This window comes from Pseudomonas sp. W2I6 (assembly GCF_030815935.1).
Classification (GTDB): domain Bacteria; phylum Pseudomonadota; class Gammaproteobacteria; order Pseudomonadales; family Pseudomonadaceae; genus Aquipseudomonas.
Genome location: NZ_JAUSXJ010000001.1, coordinates 3,056,563 through 3,071,120, shown reverse-complemented (window position 1 = coordinate 3,071,120; position 14,558 = coordinate 3,056,563). Strand labels below are relative to the sequence as shown.

At 62.3% G+C, this 14,558-nt stretch carries 13 protein-coding genes; 10 read left to right on the top strand and 3 right to left on the bottom strand.

What is annotated here, in order from left to right; all coding sequences use genetic code 11:
• Positions 1–21 precede the first annotated feature (21 nt).
• Complete coding sequence (locus QF039_RS14440; protein WP_032899060.1) at positions 22–951, top strand: LysR substrate-binding domain-containing protein; 930 nt, start codon at positions 22–24, stop codon at positions 949–951.
• An 841-nt stretch (positions 952–1,792) separates the two neighbouring features.
• Here QF039_RS14440 and QF039_RS14435 read toward each other — a convergent pair.
• The gene (locus QF039_RS14435) at positions 1,793–2,278 is read right to left on the bottom strand and encodes a GFA family protein (RefSeq protein WP_307519036.1); all 486 of its coding nucleotides are present in this window, start codon (positions 2,276–2,278) and stop codon (positions 1,793–1,795) included.
• Positions 2,279–2,312: 34 nt separating this feature from the next.
• Complete coding sequence (locus tag QF039_RS14430; protein WP_008436234.1) at positions 2,313–3,224, bottom strand: LysR family transcriptional regulator; 912 nt, start codon at positions 3,222–3,224, stop codon at positions 2,313–2,315.
• Between the two features lie 202 nt (positions 3,225–3,426).
• On the opposite strand from QF039_RS14430, the gene QF039_RS14425 reads away from it, so the two are divergent.
• From QF039_RS14425 to dctM, 8 genes are all read left to right on the top strand, one after another.
• Positions 3,427–4,245 (top strand): MaoC family dehydratase N-terminal domain-containing protein, encoded by an 819-nt coding sequence (locus tag QF039_RS14425; RefSeq protein WP_087695071.1) that lies wholly within the window; start codon positions 3,427–3,429, stop codon positions 4,243–4,245.
• Positions 4,246–4,276: 31 nt separating this feature from the next.
• On the top strand, positions 4,277–5,440 hold the full coding sequence (locus tag QF039_RS14420) for an acyl-CoA dehydrogenase family protein (protein ID WP_177019774.1): 1,164 nt from the start codon (positions 4,277–4,279) through the stop codon (positions 5,438–5,440).
• Between the two features lie 10 nt (positions 5,441–5,450).
• Positions 5,451–6,800, top strand: a complete 1,350-nt coding sequence (locus QF039_RS14415; protein ID WP_134326762.1) for an MmgE/PrpD family protein — start codon at positions 5,451–5,453, stop codon at positions 6,798–6,800.
• Between the two features lie 9 nt (positions 6,801–6,809).
• Complete coding sequence (locus QF039_RS14410; RefSeq protein ID WP_307519032.1) at positions 6,810–8,006, top strand: CaiB/BaiF CoA-transferase family protein; 1,197 nt, start codon at positions 6,810–6,812, stop codon at positions 8,004–8,006.
• Between the two features lie 14 nt (positions 8,007–8,020).
• On the top strand, positions 8,021–8,836 hold the full coding sequence (locus QF039_RS14405; protein ID WP_307519030.1) for a CoA ester lyase: 816 nt from the start codon (positions 8,021–8,023) through the stop codon (positions 8,834–8,836).
• 220 nt (positions 8,837–9,056) lie between these two features.
• A complete protein-coding gene (dctP, locus tag QF039_RS14400; RefSeq protein ID WP_003215057.1) occupies positions 9,057–10,040 on the top strand; it encodes a C4-dicarboxylate TRAP substrate-binding protein DctP in 984 nt (327 codons plus the stop codon).
• A 175-nt stretch (positions 10,041–10,215) separates the two neighbouring features.
• Entirely contained in the window at positions 10,216–10,848 is a 633-nt protein-coding gene (locus QF039_RS14395) for a TRAP transporter small permease (protein ID WP_003215060.1), read from the top strand.
• Complete coding sequence (gene dctM, locus QF039_RS14390) at positions 10,848–12,128, top strand: C4-dicarboxylate TRAP transporter large permease protein DctM (protein ID WP_003215062.1); 1,281 nt, start codon at positions 10,848–10,850, stop codon at positions 12,126–12,128. Before QF039_RS14395 ends, dctM begins: the two co-directional genes overlap by 1 nt.
• A 136-nt stretch (positions 12,129–12,264) precedes the next feature.
• Here the strand turns inward: dctM and ampC are convergent, their stop codons facing one another.
• On the bottom strand, positions 12,265–13,419 hold the full coding sequence (gene ampC / locus QF039_RS14385) for a class C beta-lactamase (RefSeq protein WP_307519024.1): 1,155 nt from the start codon (positions 13,417–13,419) through the stop codon (positions 12,265–12,267).
• 133 nt (positions 13,420–13,552) lie between these two features.
• Here ampC and QF039_RS14380 point away from each other — a divergent pair, with 133 nt between their 5' ends.
• Positions 13,553–14,428, top strand: a complete 876-nt coding sequence (locus tag QF039_RS14380) for a LysR family transcriptional regulator (protein WP_307519022.1) — start codon at positions 13,553–13,555, stop codon at positions 14,426–14,428.
• The last annotated feature ends 130 nt before the right edge of the window (positions 14,429–14,558 follow it).

Below are 14,558 nucleotides of genomic sequence, written 5' to 3'. Positions count from 1 at the left end.
CTGTGCTCCCGAGTGTCGTCCATGAAACGCAAAATGCCCGGTCTCAACGCCCTCAAAGCTTTCGAAGTCGCCGGCAGTACCGGCAGTTTTACCCGGGCCGCCGAGCTGTTGAACGTGACGCAGAGTGCGGTCAGCCGCCAGGTGCGCCAGCTTGAAGAACAGTTGGGCGAGGCCCTGCTGGAGCGTCGTCACCATCACCTGGAATTGACCAGTGCCGGGCGGGTATTGCTGCGGGCGTTGCATCAGTCGTTCGACAAGATCGAGTTGACGGTGCGCAGTATCCAGCAGAAGTCCCATGCCAATCGGCTGCACATCAATGCGCCGCCGACGTTTACCAATCGTTGGTTGATGCCGCGGTTGGGGCGCTTGCGCGAGCAGCATCCGGAGTTGGAGTTGAGCATTACCACGCGGTTGCAGGACAGCCTGGCGGAGACCAGTACGCTGGATTGTGCGATTCGGTTTGGCGATGGGGAATGGGATGGGTTGGACAGCTCGCTGTTGATTCAGGAGCGGCATATCGCGGTGTGTGCGCCGTCGTTGTATGCCCGGGAGTGGAGTGACGGGATTGATCTGAATCGCATGACGTTGCTGCATGTGCTGGCGCGGGAGGATCAGCGGTATCTGACGTGGAAGCATTGGCTGGATGCGGCGCGGATCAGTGGGGTTGATATCGAGGGGGGGTATGAGTTTGACCTGCTGGATTTGGCGATTCGGGCGGCGATCGATGGGTTGGGGATTACCATTGCGGATTGGCATATGGTCGCTTCGGAGTTGGCCAGTGGGCAGTTGACGCAGGTGCTGAATGTGCATGTGGAGGGGCATCAGTCGTATTGGCTGGTGACCCGGCCGGAGCAGACGGATACGCCGCAGTTGCAGGTGTTTGCGCAGTGGTTGCAGGAGGAGATTTGGTTGGCTCAGCGGCAGTTGGAGCCTTCTTTGGCGGCTGTTTGATTCGGTGTACATATCCGTTATTTAGGTAACGGCGACTTATGGTTCCGCTCTTACAGCGGGTCACTTTTGGCAAACGCCCCAAAAGTAACCAAAAGGTCTTTGCCCCACCACTCGGTGCCTCGCCTAGGCTCGGCATGCCCGCACTCCGGCCCGGTTCCGCGGGTCGCCGCGATGGGCCATCCCTGGCCCGGCGCGGCTAAATCGGCATCCTTGCCGATTTACCCGCTCCACCGTGCCTACTTGCGGCCATCGTGGTTGACGGGGCCCGCAGATCAAGATCAAAAGCAAGAGCACAGCGGCTACCGGCCGGCTTGAGTGTTAAAAGCAAAAGCAAAGACCAGAGCGAAAACAGAGCTGCTTTTCTGTGGGAGCGGGCTTGCTCGCGAAAAACCTGAGAGCGCCGCGTTCATCCAGAATGCCCGCGTCATCGTTAACGACCTTCGCGAGCAAGCCCGCTCCCACATTTGGACCGTGCCCGCTTTAGCTTTTGATTTGGCTTCTAAACACTCAAGCCGGCCGGGAGGCCGCTGTGCTCTTGCTTTTGATCTTGATTTTGATCTTAGGCGCCCCGTTAAACCACGCTGGCCGAACGCAGGCTTTGGAGCGTGGGTAACCCGGCAGGACGCCGGGTTAGCCGTCCTGGGCCAAGGATGGCCCATGACGGCGGCCCACGGTCCAAAGCCGGAGTGAGGGCACACCGAGCCTAGGCGAGGTGCCGAGTGGTGGGGCAAGAGCGTTTTGCTTACTTTTGCGCTGTTCAAAAGTGAGCCGCTGTAAGAGCGGAACCAATCTCAGCCATCACCCAAATAACGGATATTCACTCACTCACTCACTCAATCAATCAACCCAACCCCAACCGCCCATGCCACTCGGCAATCGACTCCTCTGGATACTCCTCAAACTCCAGGTCCCCCGCGCGAACACTCACCTCAACCCACGGCGCCTTCGACCCCAGCATCAAATGCGTATGCTCCGGCGGCACCGGCAACGGCGTATCAATCGCCGAAGCAAACGGATGAATCAACTCCGGCCACTGCGGACTGAACAACCACAACCCCGACCCACACTGCGAACAAAAATGCCGCTCAGCCGTACTCGCATGCGCCCGGCTATCCCCCGCCTCTTTCATCCGCGCGTGATAAATCGAAATCAACTTGCGCCCCCGCACCTTGAGGCTCCTGGCATCCCCCCCAAGGTTGATCGCATACCCGCCACCCCCCTGGGTCTTGCGACAAATCGAGCAATAACACCGCTGATAAGGGTAGGGATGCGCACTCTCAAGACTGAACGAAACCGCGCCGCAATGGCAGGAACCTTCAAGCTGCATGACCAGATCTCCTTCGCAAAAGGGCAACGTTAGCTTAGGCGCCCGGCAGCCGGGGCGGTTCCATCTCGGGCATCAAGGTCGCGATCAACGCCCGAATCGTACCCGGCAACGCCTCCAGTTCCCGCACCAGAATACTGCGCTCACGCACTGCCCAAACCTCATCCAGCTTCACCGTCACCAGTTGCATGGTCCGGCTGTGCCGCACGGCGGCCGACTCGGGAATGATGCCGATCCCCACGCCCGCCTCAACCATCCGGCAGATCGCCTCGAAGCTCGACATTTGAATGCGCAACGACAAGTGCTTGCCCAGCCGCTCCACATGCTCACGCAGGAAACTCAGCAACGTGCTGCCGTCATGCAAGCCGATATGCTGATAAGCCAGGGTTTGCTCCAGCGTCACCGAAGGCAGGCCCGCCAGCGGATGCCCCACCGGTACCGTCAGCACCAGGTGGTCGGTGCTGAAGTGCAGCACCTGCAAACCCGACGCTTCCACAGGCCCGGCGATGATGCCCATGTCGCTGGTGCCATCCAGCACGCCCCGCACGATATCCCGCGACAGCCGCTCCTGCAGGTCCACCGTCACGCCGGGTCGCTGGGACAGGAAGCCGGCCAGCACCTCCGGGAGAAACTCGGTCACGGCGGTGGTGTTGGCAAAAATGCGGATATGTCCGGCCGAGTCGATGCCGTATTGGGTGAACTCGCTTTTCAGGTAATCCACCTGGCGCATGATCAGCCGCGCATGGTGCAGCAGCCGTTCGCCCGCCGGGGTGATCTCCACGCCACGGCTGTCGCGGTACAACAGGCGGGTGTCGAGCTGGCCCTCCAGGGCCTTGATCCGCGCACTGGCGGCGGCCGGCGAAAGGAACGCGCGCTTGGCGCCCTGGGTCAGGCTGGGGGATTCGGCGATATGGATAAACAGGCGTAAGTCAGCCAGATCAAAGTGCATGCAAGGCTCCGGGGCAGCGACGAAGAACCCATGTGGGAGCAGGCAAGCCAGCTCCCACATTGATCATCCGGGTTCTTGAGATCTTTTTATGGGCGATGGCGTTCAGCATAGCCGAACGCTGCTTTATTGAAATGCAAATTCTCAGAACGGCCAGGGCCCAGCATGATCCGGTTCAGATTCCCTGCCCGAGGACATGCACCCGATGAGCGCCACAGACTGGATCGGCCGTAGCGAAACAGCCCACGACCACTTGAGCCACAACCTGCTCAAACGCATCGCCGCCACCTTTGGCGAAGCGGCACCGGCAGATGGCGAGCCGGTTCCGCCCTTGTGGCAATGGTGCTTCTTCCAGGACCCGCTGCCCGAATCCGCCCTGGGCGGCGACGGTCATCCGGCCCGTGGCGGCTTCCTGCCGCCGGCCGATAACCGCAACCGCATGTGGGCCGGCGGGCGCATCGAGTTCTTCCATGCATTGCGTGCGGGTGAGGCCGCCACCCGCGTTTCGACCATCACCCGGGTGGAAGAAAAAACCGGTCGCACTGGCTCGTTGTTGTTCGTCACCGTGCGCCACGACTATTCCCAGGACGGCCGCCTGGCCCTGCGCGAAGAACAGGACATCGTCTACCGCGAACCCACGCCGCCCAAGCAGGGCAGTGGTGACGCGCTCCTCGAAGGCGCCTGGCGTGAAGCGGTCGACCCGACGCCAACCCTGTTGTTCCGCTACAGCGCCGTAACCTTCAACGGCCACCGCATTCACTACGACTACCCCTATGTCACCGGCACCGAAGGTTATTCGGGGCTGGTGGTGCACGGGCCGCTGATCGCCACCTTGAGCCTGCGCGCATTTTGCCGCGCCAACCCCGCGGCCACGTTGCGCCGTTTCTCGTATCGCGGCGTGCGCCCGTTGATTGCCCCGCAAGCCTTTGAAGTGGGCGGGCACGTCACCGCGCCGGGCGTCGCGGAACTGTGGGCGGGCAACGCCGACGGCCTGGCCCAGCGCGCCGAACTGCATTTCGAATAAACCTCCAAGAACAACAGGCGGAGAGCCGTTAATGAACCCGAATGACAACGAAGAACTGAATGCCATCCGCGAAGGCGTGCGCGCACTCTGCGCCGAATTCGACGCCGCCTACTGGCGCAAGGTCGATGAAGAAAAGGGCTTCCCGGAAGCCTTCGTCAAAGCCCTGACCGACGCCGGCTGGCTGTCGGCAATGATCCCCGAAGAATACGGTGGCTCCGGCCTGGGGCTGGCGGAAGCCTCGGTGATTCTGGAAGAAGTGAACCGCTGCGGCGGCAACTCCGGCACCGTCCACGGCCAGATGTACAACATGTTCACCTTGCTGCGTCACGGCAGCGAAGCACAGAAACGCTTCTACCTGCCCAAGCTCGCCAGCGGCGAATTGCGCCTGCAGTCGATGGCCGTGACCGAGCCCACCACCGGCACTGACACCACCAAAATCAAGACCACCGCAGTCAAGCGCGGCGACAAGTACGTGATCAACGGCCAGAAAGTCTGGATCTCGCGGGTGCAGCATTCCGACCTGATGATCCTGCTGGCCCGCACCACGCCGTTGGCCGAGGTGAAGAAAAAATCCGAAGGCATGTCGATCTTCCTGGTGGACTTGCGGGAAGCCATCGGCAACGGCCTGACCGTGCAGCCCATCGCCAACATGGTCAACCACGAGACCAACGAACTGTTCTTCGACAACCTGGAGTTGCCGCTGGACAGCCTGATTGGCGAGGAGGGCAAGGGCTTTCGCTACATCCTCGACGGCTTGAATGCCGAGCGGACGCTGATTGCCGCCGAGTGCATCGGCGATGGCCGCTGGTTTATCGAGAAAGCCAGCGCCTATGCCCGCGACCGCGTGGTATTTGGTCGGCCCATCGGACAGAACCAGGGCGTGCAGTTCCCGATTGCCGAAGCCCATATCGAGATCGAAGCGGCCGACTTGATGCGCTGGCGTGCCTGTGAGGAATACGACAGCGGCGCCAATGCCGGGGCCAGCGCGAACATGGCCAAGTACCTCGCGGCCAAGGCTTCCTGGGAGGCGGCCAACGCCTGCCTGCAAACCCACGGCGGCTTCGGGTTTGCCTGCGAATACGACGTGGAGCGCAAGTTCCGCGAGACCCGCCTGTACCAGGTTGCGCCGATCTCCACCAACCTGATCCTGTCCTACGTGGCCGAGCATCTGCTCGAACTGCCACGCAGCTTCTGAGGGCCCGACCATGAGCCATACCCAAGCGCTGTGCCGGTTCCTCGCCGAGTTGAATTACGCACAATTGCCGGACGCCGTACTCGCCCGCACCGAAGACCTGTTCCTCGACTGGCTCGCCTCGGCGCTGGCCAGCAAGGGCGCGCATCCGATCCCGCTGTTCGAACGTTATGCCCGCAGGATGGGCCCGGCTGATGGCCCGGCGCAGATCATCGTCAACGGCGGCAGCAGCAGTGCCTATTTCGCCGCGCTGGTGAATGGCGCGTCGTCGCACCTGGTGGAGCAGGATGACCTGCACAACAGCTCGGTATTGCACCCGGCGACCGTGGTGTTTCCGGCGGCATTGGCGGCGGCGCAAGACCTCGGCAAGTCCGGTCGCGAGCTGCTGCTGGCCTCGGTGGCCGGCTACGAAGCCGGGATTCGCATCGGTGAGTTCATGGGCCGTTCCCATTACCGGATCTTCCACACCACGGCCACCGTCGGCACCCTCGCGGCGGCGGTGGCCGTGGGCAAATTGCTCGACTTCAACCAAGAGCAATTCATCAACCTGCTGGGCAGTGCCGGCACTCAGGCGGCCGGGCTGTGGGAGTTCCTGCGGGATGCCGCCGACTCCAAGCAACTGCACACTGCCAAGGCCGCTGCCGATGGTTTGCTGGCGGCGTATCTGACGGCGGACGGGCTGACCGGTGCGCGCAATATTCTGGAAGGTGATCAGGGGATGGCGGCGGGCATGTCCACCGACGCCGACCCAGGCAAATTGGCGGATCGCCTCGGCAGTCGCTGGGCGCTGCTGGAAACGTCGTTCAAGTTCCATGCTTCATGCCGGCATACCCATCCGGCCGCCGATGCGCTGCTGGATCTGATGCAGCGCGAAGGGCTGGGCCATGAGCAGATCGCCCATGTGGAAACCCGCGTTCACCAGGGCGCCATCGACGTTTTGGGCCGGGTGACGCTGCCGCAGACCGTGCACCAGGCCAAGTTTTCCATGGGCACCGTGCTGGGGTTGATTGCCGTGCATGGCAAGGCCGGGCTGACCGAGTTTCACGAGCTGGCGCTGAGCGACGGGGACGTGGCGGCGTTTCGCGACAAGGTCTCCATGACCCTCGACGCCGAAGTCGACGGTGCCTATCCGCAGCGCTGGCTGGGCCGGGTGATCGTGACCACCGCCGATGGTCGCACCCTGCACGGCGCCATCGACGAACCCAAGGGCGACCCGGGCAACACCCTGAACCGCTCGGAGCTGGCCGACAAGTTCCAGCGCCTGACTCAATTCAGCGGTGCCCGCACACCCGCGCAAACCACCGGGCTGATCGAAAAAGTCTGGGACCTGCGCAACGCCGCGTCCCTGGCTCACTGGCTTTAAGGAACTGTCATGACCGCTAATCAACGACCGCTGGACGGCATCACCGTTGTCAGCCTGGAACACGCGATTGCCGCACCGTTCTGCACTCGCCAGTTGGCCGACCTGGGCGCGCGGGTGATCAAGATCGAACGTCCCGGGGCGGGCGACTTTGCCCGGGGCTATGACGAGCGCGTGCGCGGCCTGGCCTCGCATTTCGTGTGGACCAACCGTTCCAAGGAAAGCCTGACCCTGGACCTCAAGCACGACGATGCCGGGAACATCCTGGAAACCCTGCTGGCCGATGCCGATGTGCTGGTGCAGAACCTCGCACCGGGCGCGGCCGCGCGCATGGGATTGTCATTCGAGGCGCTGCATGAGCGCTTCCCGCGGCTGATCGTCTGCGACATCTCCGGCTATGGCGAGGGTGGCCCGTATGAAAAGAAAAAGGCCTACGACCTGCTGATCCAGAGCGAAGGCGGCTTTCTCTCGGTCACCGGTGGCCCGGGTGAAGACCAGATGGCCAAGGCCGGCTGCTCCATCGCCGATATCTCCGCCGGGATGTACGCCTACAGCGGCATCCTCTCGGCGCTGCTGCTGCGGGGCAAGACCGGGCAGGGCAGTCGCATCGACGTCAGCATGCTGGAAAGCCTGGTGGAGTGGATGGGCTACCCGATGTATTACGCGTTCGACGGCGCGCCCCAGCCACCGCGCGCGGGTGCGGCGCATTCGACGATCTACCCCTACGGGCCGTTTCCCACCGGCGACGGCGGCACGGTGATGCTCGGGTTGCAGAATGAGCGGGAATGGGCGGCGTTCTGCGACAAGGTGCTGCTCACCCCGGAATTGGCCACCGACGAGCGTTTCTCGGCCAACTTCAAGCGTTCGGAAAACCGCGACGTGCTGCGCCAGATCATCGTCGACAGTTTTGCGCAGATGAGCGCCGAGGGCGTGATCCAGCGCCTGGAAGACGCGCAAATCGCCAGTGCACGAGTCAACGACATGCAAGGCGTGTGGGACCACCCGCAGCTCAAGGCCCGGGACAGTTGGCGTGAAGTCGACAGCCCGGCGGGCAAGTTGCCGTCGTTGCTGCCACCGGCGCGCAATGCCGCGTTCATTCCGCGGATGGATGCAGTGCCGGGGCTGGGGCAGCACAGCCAGGGGATTCTCGACCAGCTGGGTTACTCCGCTGAAGCCATCGACGGCCTGCGTGCACGCGGCGTTATCTGACAAGGAATCGAACGATGCCAACCTCTCTTGTGCGCTCTGCGCTGTTTGTACCGGGCAGCCGACCGGAACGTTTTGCCAAGGCCCTGGCCAGTGGCGCCGATGCGGTGATTGTGGATTTTGAAGACGCGGTGGAAGAGCCGCTCAAGCGTCAGGCCCGGGACAACCTCGGGGTGTTTTTGCAGGCGACGCCAGCGGCGCGGGTGTGGGTGCGGATCAACGCGCCGGAGCATCCCGAGCATTTTGCCGATGTGGCGTTCTGTCAGGCCCACGCCGGGGTCGCGGGGGTGTTGCTGCCCAAGGTTGAAAGTGCGGCCCAGGTGGCCGTGGTGGCTGCAACGGGCAAGGCTATCTGGCCGATTATCGAGAGTGCGCGGGGTTTGCTGGCAGTGGCGGAAATCGCCCATGCGCCGCTGGTGGAGCGCCTGTCGTTTGGTGGCCTGGACCTGGCGCTGGACTTGAACCTGAGCAGCGGCTCCCCGGCCGCGCAATTTGCCCTCGACCAGGCCCGCCTTGCCTTGATCGTGCATTCCCGCGCCGCCGGGCTGGTGGCGCCGCTGGACGGCGTGCACCCGGCCATCGACGACCCCGAAGGCCTGCGCCGTTCGATTCGGCATGCCTATGAAATGGGCTTTGCCGGCGCGCTGTGTATCCATCCCAAGCAGGTGGCGGTGATTCACCAGGCGTTGGCCCCCAGTGCCGAGGATCTGGCCTGGGCCAAACGGGTGGTGGATGCCGGTGCCCATGGGGCCGGGGCGTATCAACTGGATGGGCAGATGGTGGATGCACCGGTGCTGCTGCGGGCCCAAAGATTGCTGGCTGCACAACTCTAAAGTGTGGGAGCTGGCTTGCCTGCGATAGCGGCGGTTCAGCCAAGGATGTGTTGCCTGACACGCCGCCATCGCAGGCAAGCCCGCTCCCACATTGGATCTCTGTCGTTTGCAAAATCGGCGTTCGTCCACGCCGAACGCAGGTATCTAAAATTCGAAATTCTCTATACGCGTGACATCAGGCACCTTGCCCTATAACACAACAATAAGAAGGTGATTTTCCATGCTCAAGCTTTCTCGGGCGCTGTTCTGCGCCGCCACCTTGTTTGCCGCGGGCCTGGCCCAGGCGGCCGACCCCATCGTGATCAAGTTCGCCCACGTCGTCGCGGAAAACACCCCCAAAGGCCAGGGCGCCTTGCTGTTCAAGAAGCTCGCTGAAGAACGCCTGCCCGGCCGGGTGAAAGTCGAGGTGTACCCCAACTCCTCGCTGTTCGGCGACGGCAAGGAAATGGAAGCGCTGCTGCTGGGCGACGTGCAGATGCTGGCGCCGTCCCTGGCCAAGTTTGAGCAGTACACCAAGCAAGTACAGATCTACGACCTGCCGTTCCTGTTCAACGACCTGGCGGCGGTCGACCGTTTCCAGGCGGCCCAGGGCAAGGCGTTGCTGACCTCGATGCAAGACAAGAACATCCTCGGCCTGGCCTATTGGCACAACGGCCTCAAGCAACTGTCGGCGAACAAGGCATTGCGTGAGCCCAAGGATGCCCGTGGCCTGAAGTTCCGCGTGCAGGCCTCCAGCGTCCTGGAAGAGCAGTTCAAGGCGATCCGCGCCAACCCGCGCAAGATGAGTTTTGCCGAGGTGTACCAGGGCTTGCAGACCGGCACCGTCAACGGCACCGAGAACACCTGGTCGAACTATGAAAGCCAGAAGGTCAACGAAGTGCAGAAGTACTTCACCGAATCCAACCATGGCCTGATCGACTACATGGTGATCACCAACGCCAAGTTCTGGAACGGCCTGCCGCCGGATGTGCGCACCACCCTGGACCAGGTCATGGTTGAAGTCACCGTCGAGGTGAACAAGCAGGCCGAGGCGCTGAACCAGTCGGCCAAGCAGAAAATCATCGACGCCAAGACCAGCGAAATCATCGAGCTGACACCGGAGCAACGCCAGCTCTGGCGCGAAGCCATGCGCCCGGTGTGGCAGAAGTTCGAAGGTGAAATCGGCGCTGACCTGATCAAGGCGGCCGACGCGTCGAACCAGTAATTTGGAGAGCACCGAGATCAAATGTGGGAGCGGGCTTGCTCGCGAATGCAGTCTTTCAGTTGATGCATTCGGTGACTGACACACCGCATTCGCGAGCAAGCCCGCTCCCACATTTTGATCCGGTTCCCGCCTCCAAGCCTTGCACACACCTATCTCCGCTTCGCGAGGTTTTGCCATGCAAACGCTAAGGCGCGTCTGGGAGCACCTGGAGGAAGGCTTTATCGCCATCCTGCTGGCCGCCATGACCCTGGTGACTTTCGTCTACGTCATGCTCAACAACATCTACACCCTGTTCTTTGCCCTTGCCGACAAGTGGGCGTGGAGCAGCGGTTTCTTCAACGCCCTGGGTGACCACACCATGGGCTGGGCCCAGGACATGACCTGGAGCGTGGCGCTGACCAAGGCCATGTTCGGCTGGCTGATTTTCTTTGGCATCTCCTACGGCGTGCGCACCGCCGGCCACCTGGGGGTGGATGCCCTGGTCAAGCTGACGCCGCGCCGGGTGCAGCGCCTGCTGGGCATGCTGGCTTGCCTGTGCTGCCTGGCCTACGCCGGGTTGTTCATGGTTGCCAGCTACAAATGGCTGAGTGCGGTCACCACCGCGCACATCGGCGCCGAAGACCTCGACAAGTTCGGCATCGACGTCGACGACATCGTGGTGATCGTGCCCATCGGCTTTGCCCTGGTGTTCATCCGCTACCTGGAAATTTTCTACCGCATCTTCACCCACCGCCAAACCGGGCTGGGCCTGGCCGACGAAGCCGGTGAAGCCAGCAAGTTGGCCGGCAGCCATGAGGAGCGTCACTGATGGCCGTTCTGTGTCTGTTTTTGCTGCTGTTCGTGTTCATGTTCCTCGGTGTGCCCATCGCGATTTCCCTGGGGTTGTCGGGCGCGGTGTCGATCCTGATGTTCAGCCCGGACTCGGTGAGTTCCCTGGCAATCAAGCTGTTTGAAACCTCGGACGCCTATACCTTCCTGGCGATTCCGTTCTTCCTGTTGTCGGGTGCGTTCATGACCACCGGTGGCGTGGCGCAGCGGCTGATCGACTTTGCCAACGCCTGCGTCGGGCATATCCGCGGCGGGCTGGCGATTGCGGCGGTGCTGGCATGCATGCTGTTTGCCGCACTGTCGGGCTCCTCGCCCGCGACAGTGGCGGCGGTGGGTTCGATTGCCGTGGCGGGCATGGTGCGCTCGGGCTACCCGAAGGAATTCGGCGCCGGGATCATCTGCAACGCCGGTACCCTGGGCATCCTGATTCCGCCGTCGATCGTGATGGTGGTGTACTCGGCCGCCACGGAAACCTCGGTGGGCAAGCTGTTCATGGCCGGGGTGATTCCGGGCCTGCTGCTGGGCTTGATGTTGATGGTCGCGATCTACATCGTCGCGCGCATCAAGAAACTGCCGGCCCAGCCACGGGCGACCTTTCGCGAGTGGCTGACCTGCGCCCGCCGGGCATTCTGGGGCCTGTTGCTGCTGGTGATCATCCTGGGCGGGATCTACAGCGGCATGTTCACCCCGACCGAAGCGGCGGCGGTGGCGGCGGTGTACTCGGCGTTTGTCGCGCTGTTCATCTACAAGGACATGAAGATCAGGGATTGCCCCAAGGTGCTGCTGGAGTCCGGGCGCCTGGCGATCATGCTGATGTTTATCATCGCCAACGCCATGCTCTTCGCTCACGTGCTGACTACGGAGCAGATTCCCCAGGAAATCACCGCGTGGGTGATCTCCGAGGGCCTGACGCCGATTGGTTTCCTGATCATGGTCAACGTGGTGCTGCTGGTGGCGGGCAGCTTTATGGAGCCGTCGGCGATCGTGCTGATCCTGGCGCCGATCTTTTTCCCGATTGCGATGAAGCTGGGGATCGACCCGATTCACCTGGGGATTGTGATGGTGGTCAACATGGAGATTGGCCTGGTGCATCCGCCGGTGGGGTTGAACCTGTTTGTGACCTCGGCAGTGACAGGGCTGACCCTGGGGCAGACCATCCGCGCGGCGTTGCCGTGGCTGATGATCCTGCTGGTGTTCCTGATCATGGTGACTTACCTGCCGTTCATATCGCTGGCCTTGCCGCATTGGCTGGGGATGTAAACCCAGCTTGAATCACGCCACAAAACAATGTGGGAGCGGGCTTGCCCGCGATGAGGGCGTGTCAGCCAGCACATGTGCCGACTGATACACCGCCATCGCGGGCAAGCCCGCTCCCACATTTGAGGTATGCAGGGATTTATTTATCCATCGCACTCAAGATCGCATGGGCCACTTTCACCCGTTCGGCATTCGGGTAGTTCTTGTTCGCCAGGATCACCACCCCCAGGCCTCTGCTCGGCACGTACGCCACATAGGCGCCAAAACCACCGGTGGCGCCAGTCTTGTTCACCAGCGTGTCGGCATGGGGCGCTTGCGGTGGTGTCAGCCAGTTGACCTTGTGGGGCTGAAAGGCCATTTGTGCCGAGTTGCCTTCCGTCAATGCATCCAGCGTGATCGGGTAGGGGTACATCTCCCAGCCGAGGCCCTGGGTCATGCCATCCACCGTGTAGTAGCCGGTGTGGGTTGCGGCAATCGCCTGTTGCAGCGGCTTCTCCAGCTTCGCCGGGTGCATGTTCACTTCAACGTACTGAATCAGGTCCGAGGTGCTGGTCTTGATGCCGTAGGCCTCGGCGTCCAGGGCGCCAGGCCCGACGCGCACCGGTTTGCCGGACTTGTCGTAACCCTGGGCGTACAGGTTCATTTGTGACTTGGGTACGCTGATAAAGGTGTGCTTGAGGCCGAGTTTCGGCAGCAGGGTCTGCGCCATCAACCGGTCAAACGGCTGGCCCAGGCTTTGCGCTGCCAGGTGGCCGAACAAGCCGATGCTCGGGTTGGAATACAGGCGTTGGGTGCCGGGAGCGAAGTCCGGTTTCCAGTGCTGGTAGTAGCTGATCATCTTGCCGGCGTTATCGGACTCATCGGGGAATTGCAGGGGCAAGCCACCTGCGGTGTAGGTGCCGAGGTTGAGCAGGCTGATGTGGTCAAACGTGTCGCCGCGCAATGCCGGCAGGTATTGGCTGGCCGGGTCCGACAGCTTCAGCTTGCCGTTAGCCAGGGCATAGCCGGCAAGGGTGGCGGTGAAGGTCTTGCTCACCGAGCCGATTTCAAACAGGGTGTTTTCGGTGACGGGCTGCTTGCTCTCCTTGTTGGCGACGCCGTAGTTAAAGTATTGCGCCTTGCCGTTCTGTACGATCGCCACCGACAGGCCGGCGATGTCCTGTTGCTGCATCAGGGGCTGGACCGTACTGTCCACGACCTGGCGCATGTCGGTAGCCGCCATGCAGTTGCCTGCGCCGAGCAATAAGGCGAATATCGCGGTGTTGCGCACGGTTGGAAAAAGGGATGTGTACATGATGACGTGACTTCCATGAAGGTGATCGGGTGAATACCGTTGCCTGCGCAGGCGCCGCAAATCTAGGCAGTTTGTGATCCCGCGGCAAACGATGATATCTCGCAACAGCCATTAGAAAAATTAGGGTCAAGCCATGCTCCGTTCCCATTTGCCACTCAACGCGCTGCGAGCCTTCGAGGCGTCTGCGCGGCATTTGAGTTTTACCCGGGCGGCGATTGAACTGTGCGTCACCCAGGCGGCGGTCAGTCACCAGGTGAAAAGCCTGGAGGCCCAGCTCAATGTCACGCTGTTCAAACGCCTGCCCCGGGGCCTGATGCTCACCAGCGAGGGCGAGACCCTGCTGCCGGTGTTGCGCGAATCCTTCGACCGGATAGCTCAAACCTTAGGCCAGTTTGAAGGTGGGCATTACCGCGAAGTATTGACGGTAGGCGCGGTGGGCACCTTTGCGGTGGGCTGGCTGTTGCCGCGTCTTGCGGATTTCCAGGCGCGCTACCCGTTTATCGACTTGCGCCTGTCCACCAACAACAACCGCGTCGACGTGGCGGCCGAAGGCCTGGATTACGCAATCCGGTTTGGTTCCGGCGCGTGGCACGGCACCGAGGCGTGCCAATTGCTGGAGGCGCCGCTGACGGTGCTGTGCGTGCCGCAACTTGCTCGGCAATTGCAGGCTCCGGCGGACCTGTTGAAGCACACGCTGCTGCGCTCATATCGTGCGGATGAGTGGACGCAATGGTTCCAGGCCGCGGGCTTGCCTGCCGACACGCTGGTGCCGCGCAGTATCGTTTTCGACTCGTCCCTGGCGATGATGGAGGCGGCGCTGCAAGGGGCGGGGGTGGCCCTGGCGCCGGCGATGATGTTCAGCCGGCAGTTGGCGACGGACGTGATTCGCCAGCCGTTCGAGATCGGCATCACCACCGGCAGTTATTGGCTGACGCGCTTGCAGTCACGGGCCGAGACGCCGGCGATGCTGGCGTTCAAGACGTGGTTGCGTGAAGTGGCCATGAACTGAGGTTGGGTCGACGCTGTGGCGAGGGAGCTTGCTCCCGCTGGGCTGCGTAGCGGCCCCAAAGAAGCGACGGTGTTAGTTCAGCAAGAACGCGGCGGATGGTTTCAGGGTCGCTGCGCAACCCAACGGGAGC

Bases quoted from the DNA above. Each gene is read 5' to 3' on its own strand.
- QF039_RS14440 (WP_032899060.1), top strand. From the start codon at position 22: ATGAAACGCAAAATGCCCGGTCTCAACGCCCTCAAAGCTTTCGAAGTC.
- QF039_RS14435 (WP_307519036.1), bottom strand. From the start codon at position 2,278: ATGCAGCTTGAAGGTTCCTGCCATTGCGGCGCGGTTTCGTTCAGTCTT.
- QF039_RS14430 (WP_008436234.1), bottom strand. From the start codon at position 3,224: ATGCACTTTGATCTGGCTGACTTACGCCTGTTTATCCATATCGCCGAA.
- QF039_RS14425 (WP_087695071.1), top strand. From the start codon at position 3,427: ATGAGCGCCACAGACTGGATCGGCCGTAGCGAAACAGCCCACGACCAC.
- QF039_RS14420 (WP_177019774.1), top strand. From the start codon at position 4,277: ATGAACCCGAATGACAACGAAGAACTGAATGCCATCCGCGAAGGCGTG.
- QF039_RS14415 (WP_134326762.1), top strand. From the start codon at position 5,451: ATGAGCCATACCCAAGCGCTGTGCCGGTTCCTCGCCGAGTTGAATTAC.
- QF039_RS14410 (WP_307519032.1), top strand. From the start codon at position 6,810: ATGACCGCTAATCAACGACCGCTGGACGGCATCACCGTTGTCAGCCTG.
- QF039_RS14405 (WP_307519030.1), top strand. From the start codon at position 8,021: ATGCCAACCTCTCTTGTGCGCTCTGCGCTGTTTGTACCGGGCAGCCGA.
- dctP (WP_003215057.1), top strand. From the start codon at position 9,057: ATGCTCAAGCTTTCTCGGGCGCTGTTCTGCGCCGCCACCTTGTTTGCC.
- QF039_RS14395 (WP_003215060.1), top strand. From the start codon at position 10,216: ATGCAAACGCTAAGGCGCGTCTGGGAGCACCTGGAGGAAGGCTTTATC.
- dctM (WP_003215062.1), top strand. From the start codon at position 10,848: ATGGCCGTTCTGTGTCTGTTTTTGCTGCTGTTCGTGTTCATGTTCCTC.
- ampC (WP_307519024.1), bottom strand. From the start codon at position 13,419: ATGTACACATCCCTTTTTCCAACCGTGCGCAACACCGCGATATTCGCC.
- QF039_RS14380 (WP_307519022.1), top strand. From the start codon at position 13,553: ATGCTCCGTTCCCATTTGCCACTCAACGCGCTGCGAGCCTTCGAGGCG.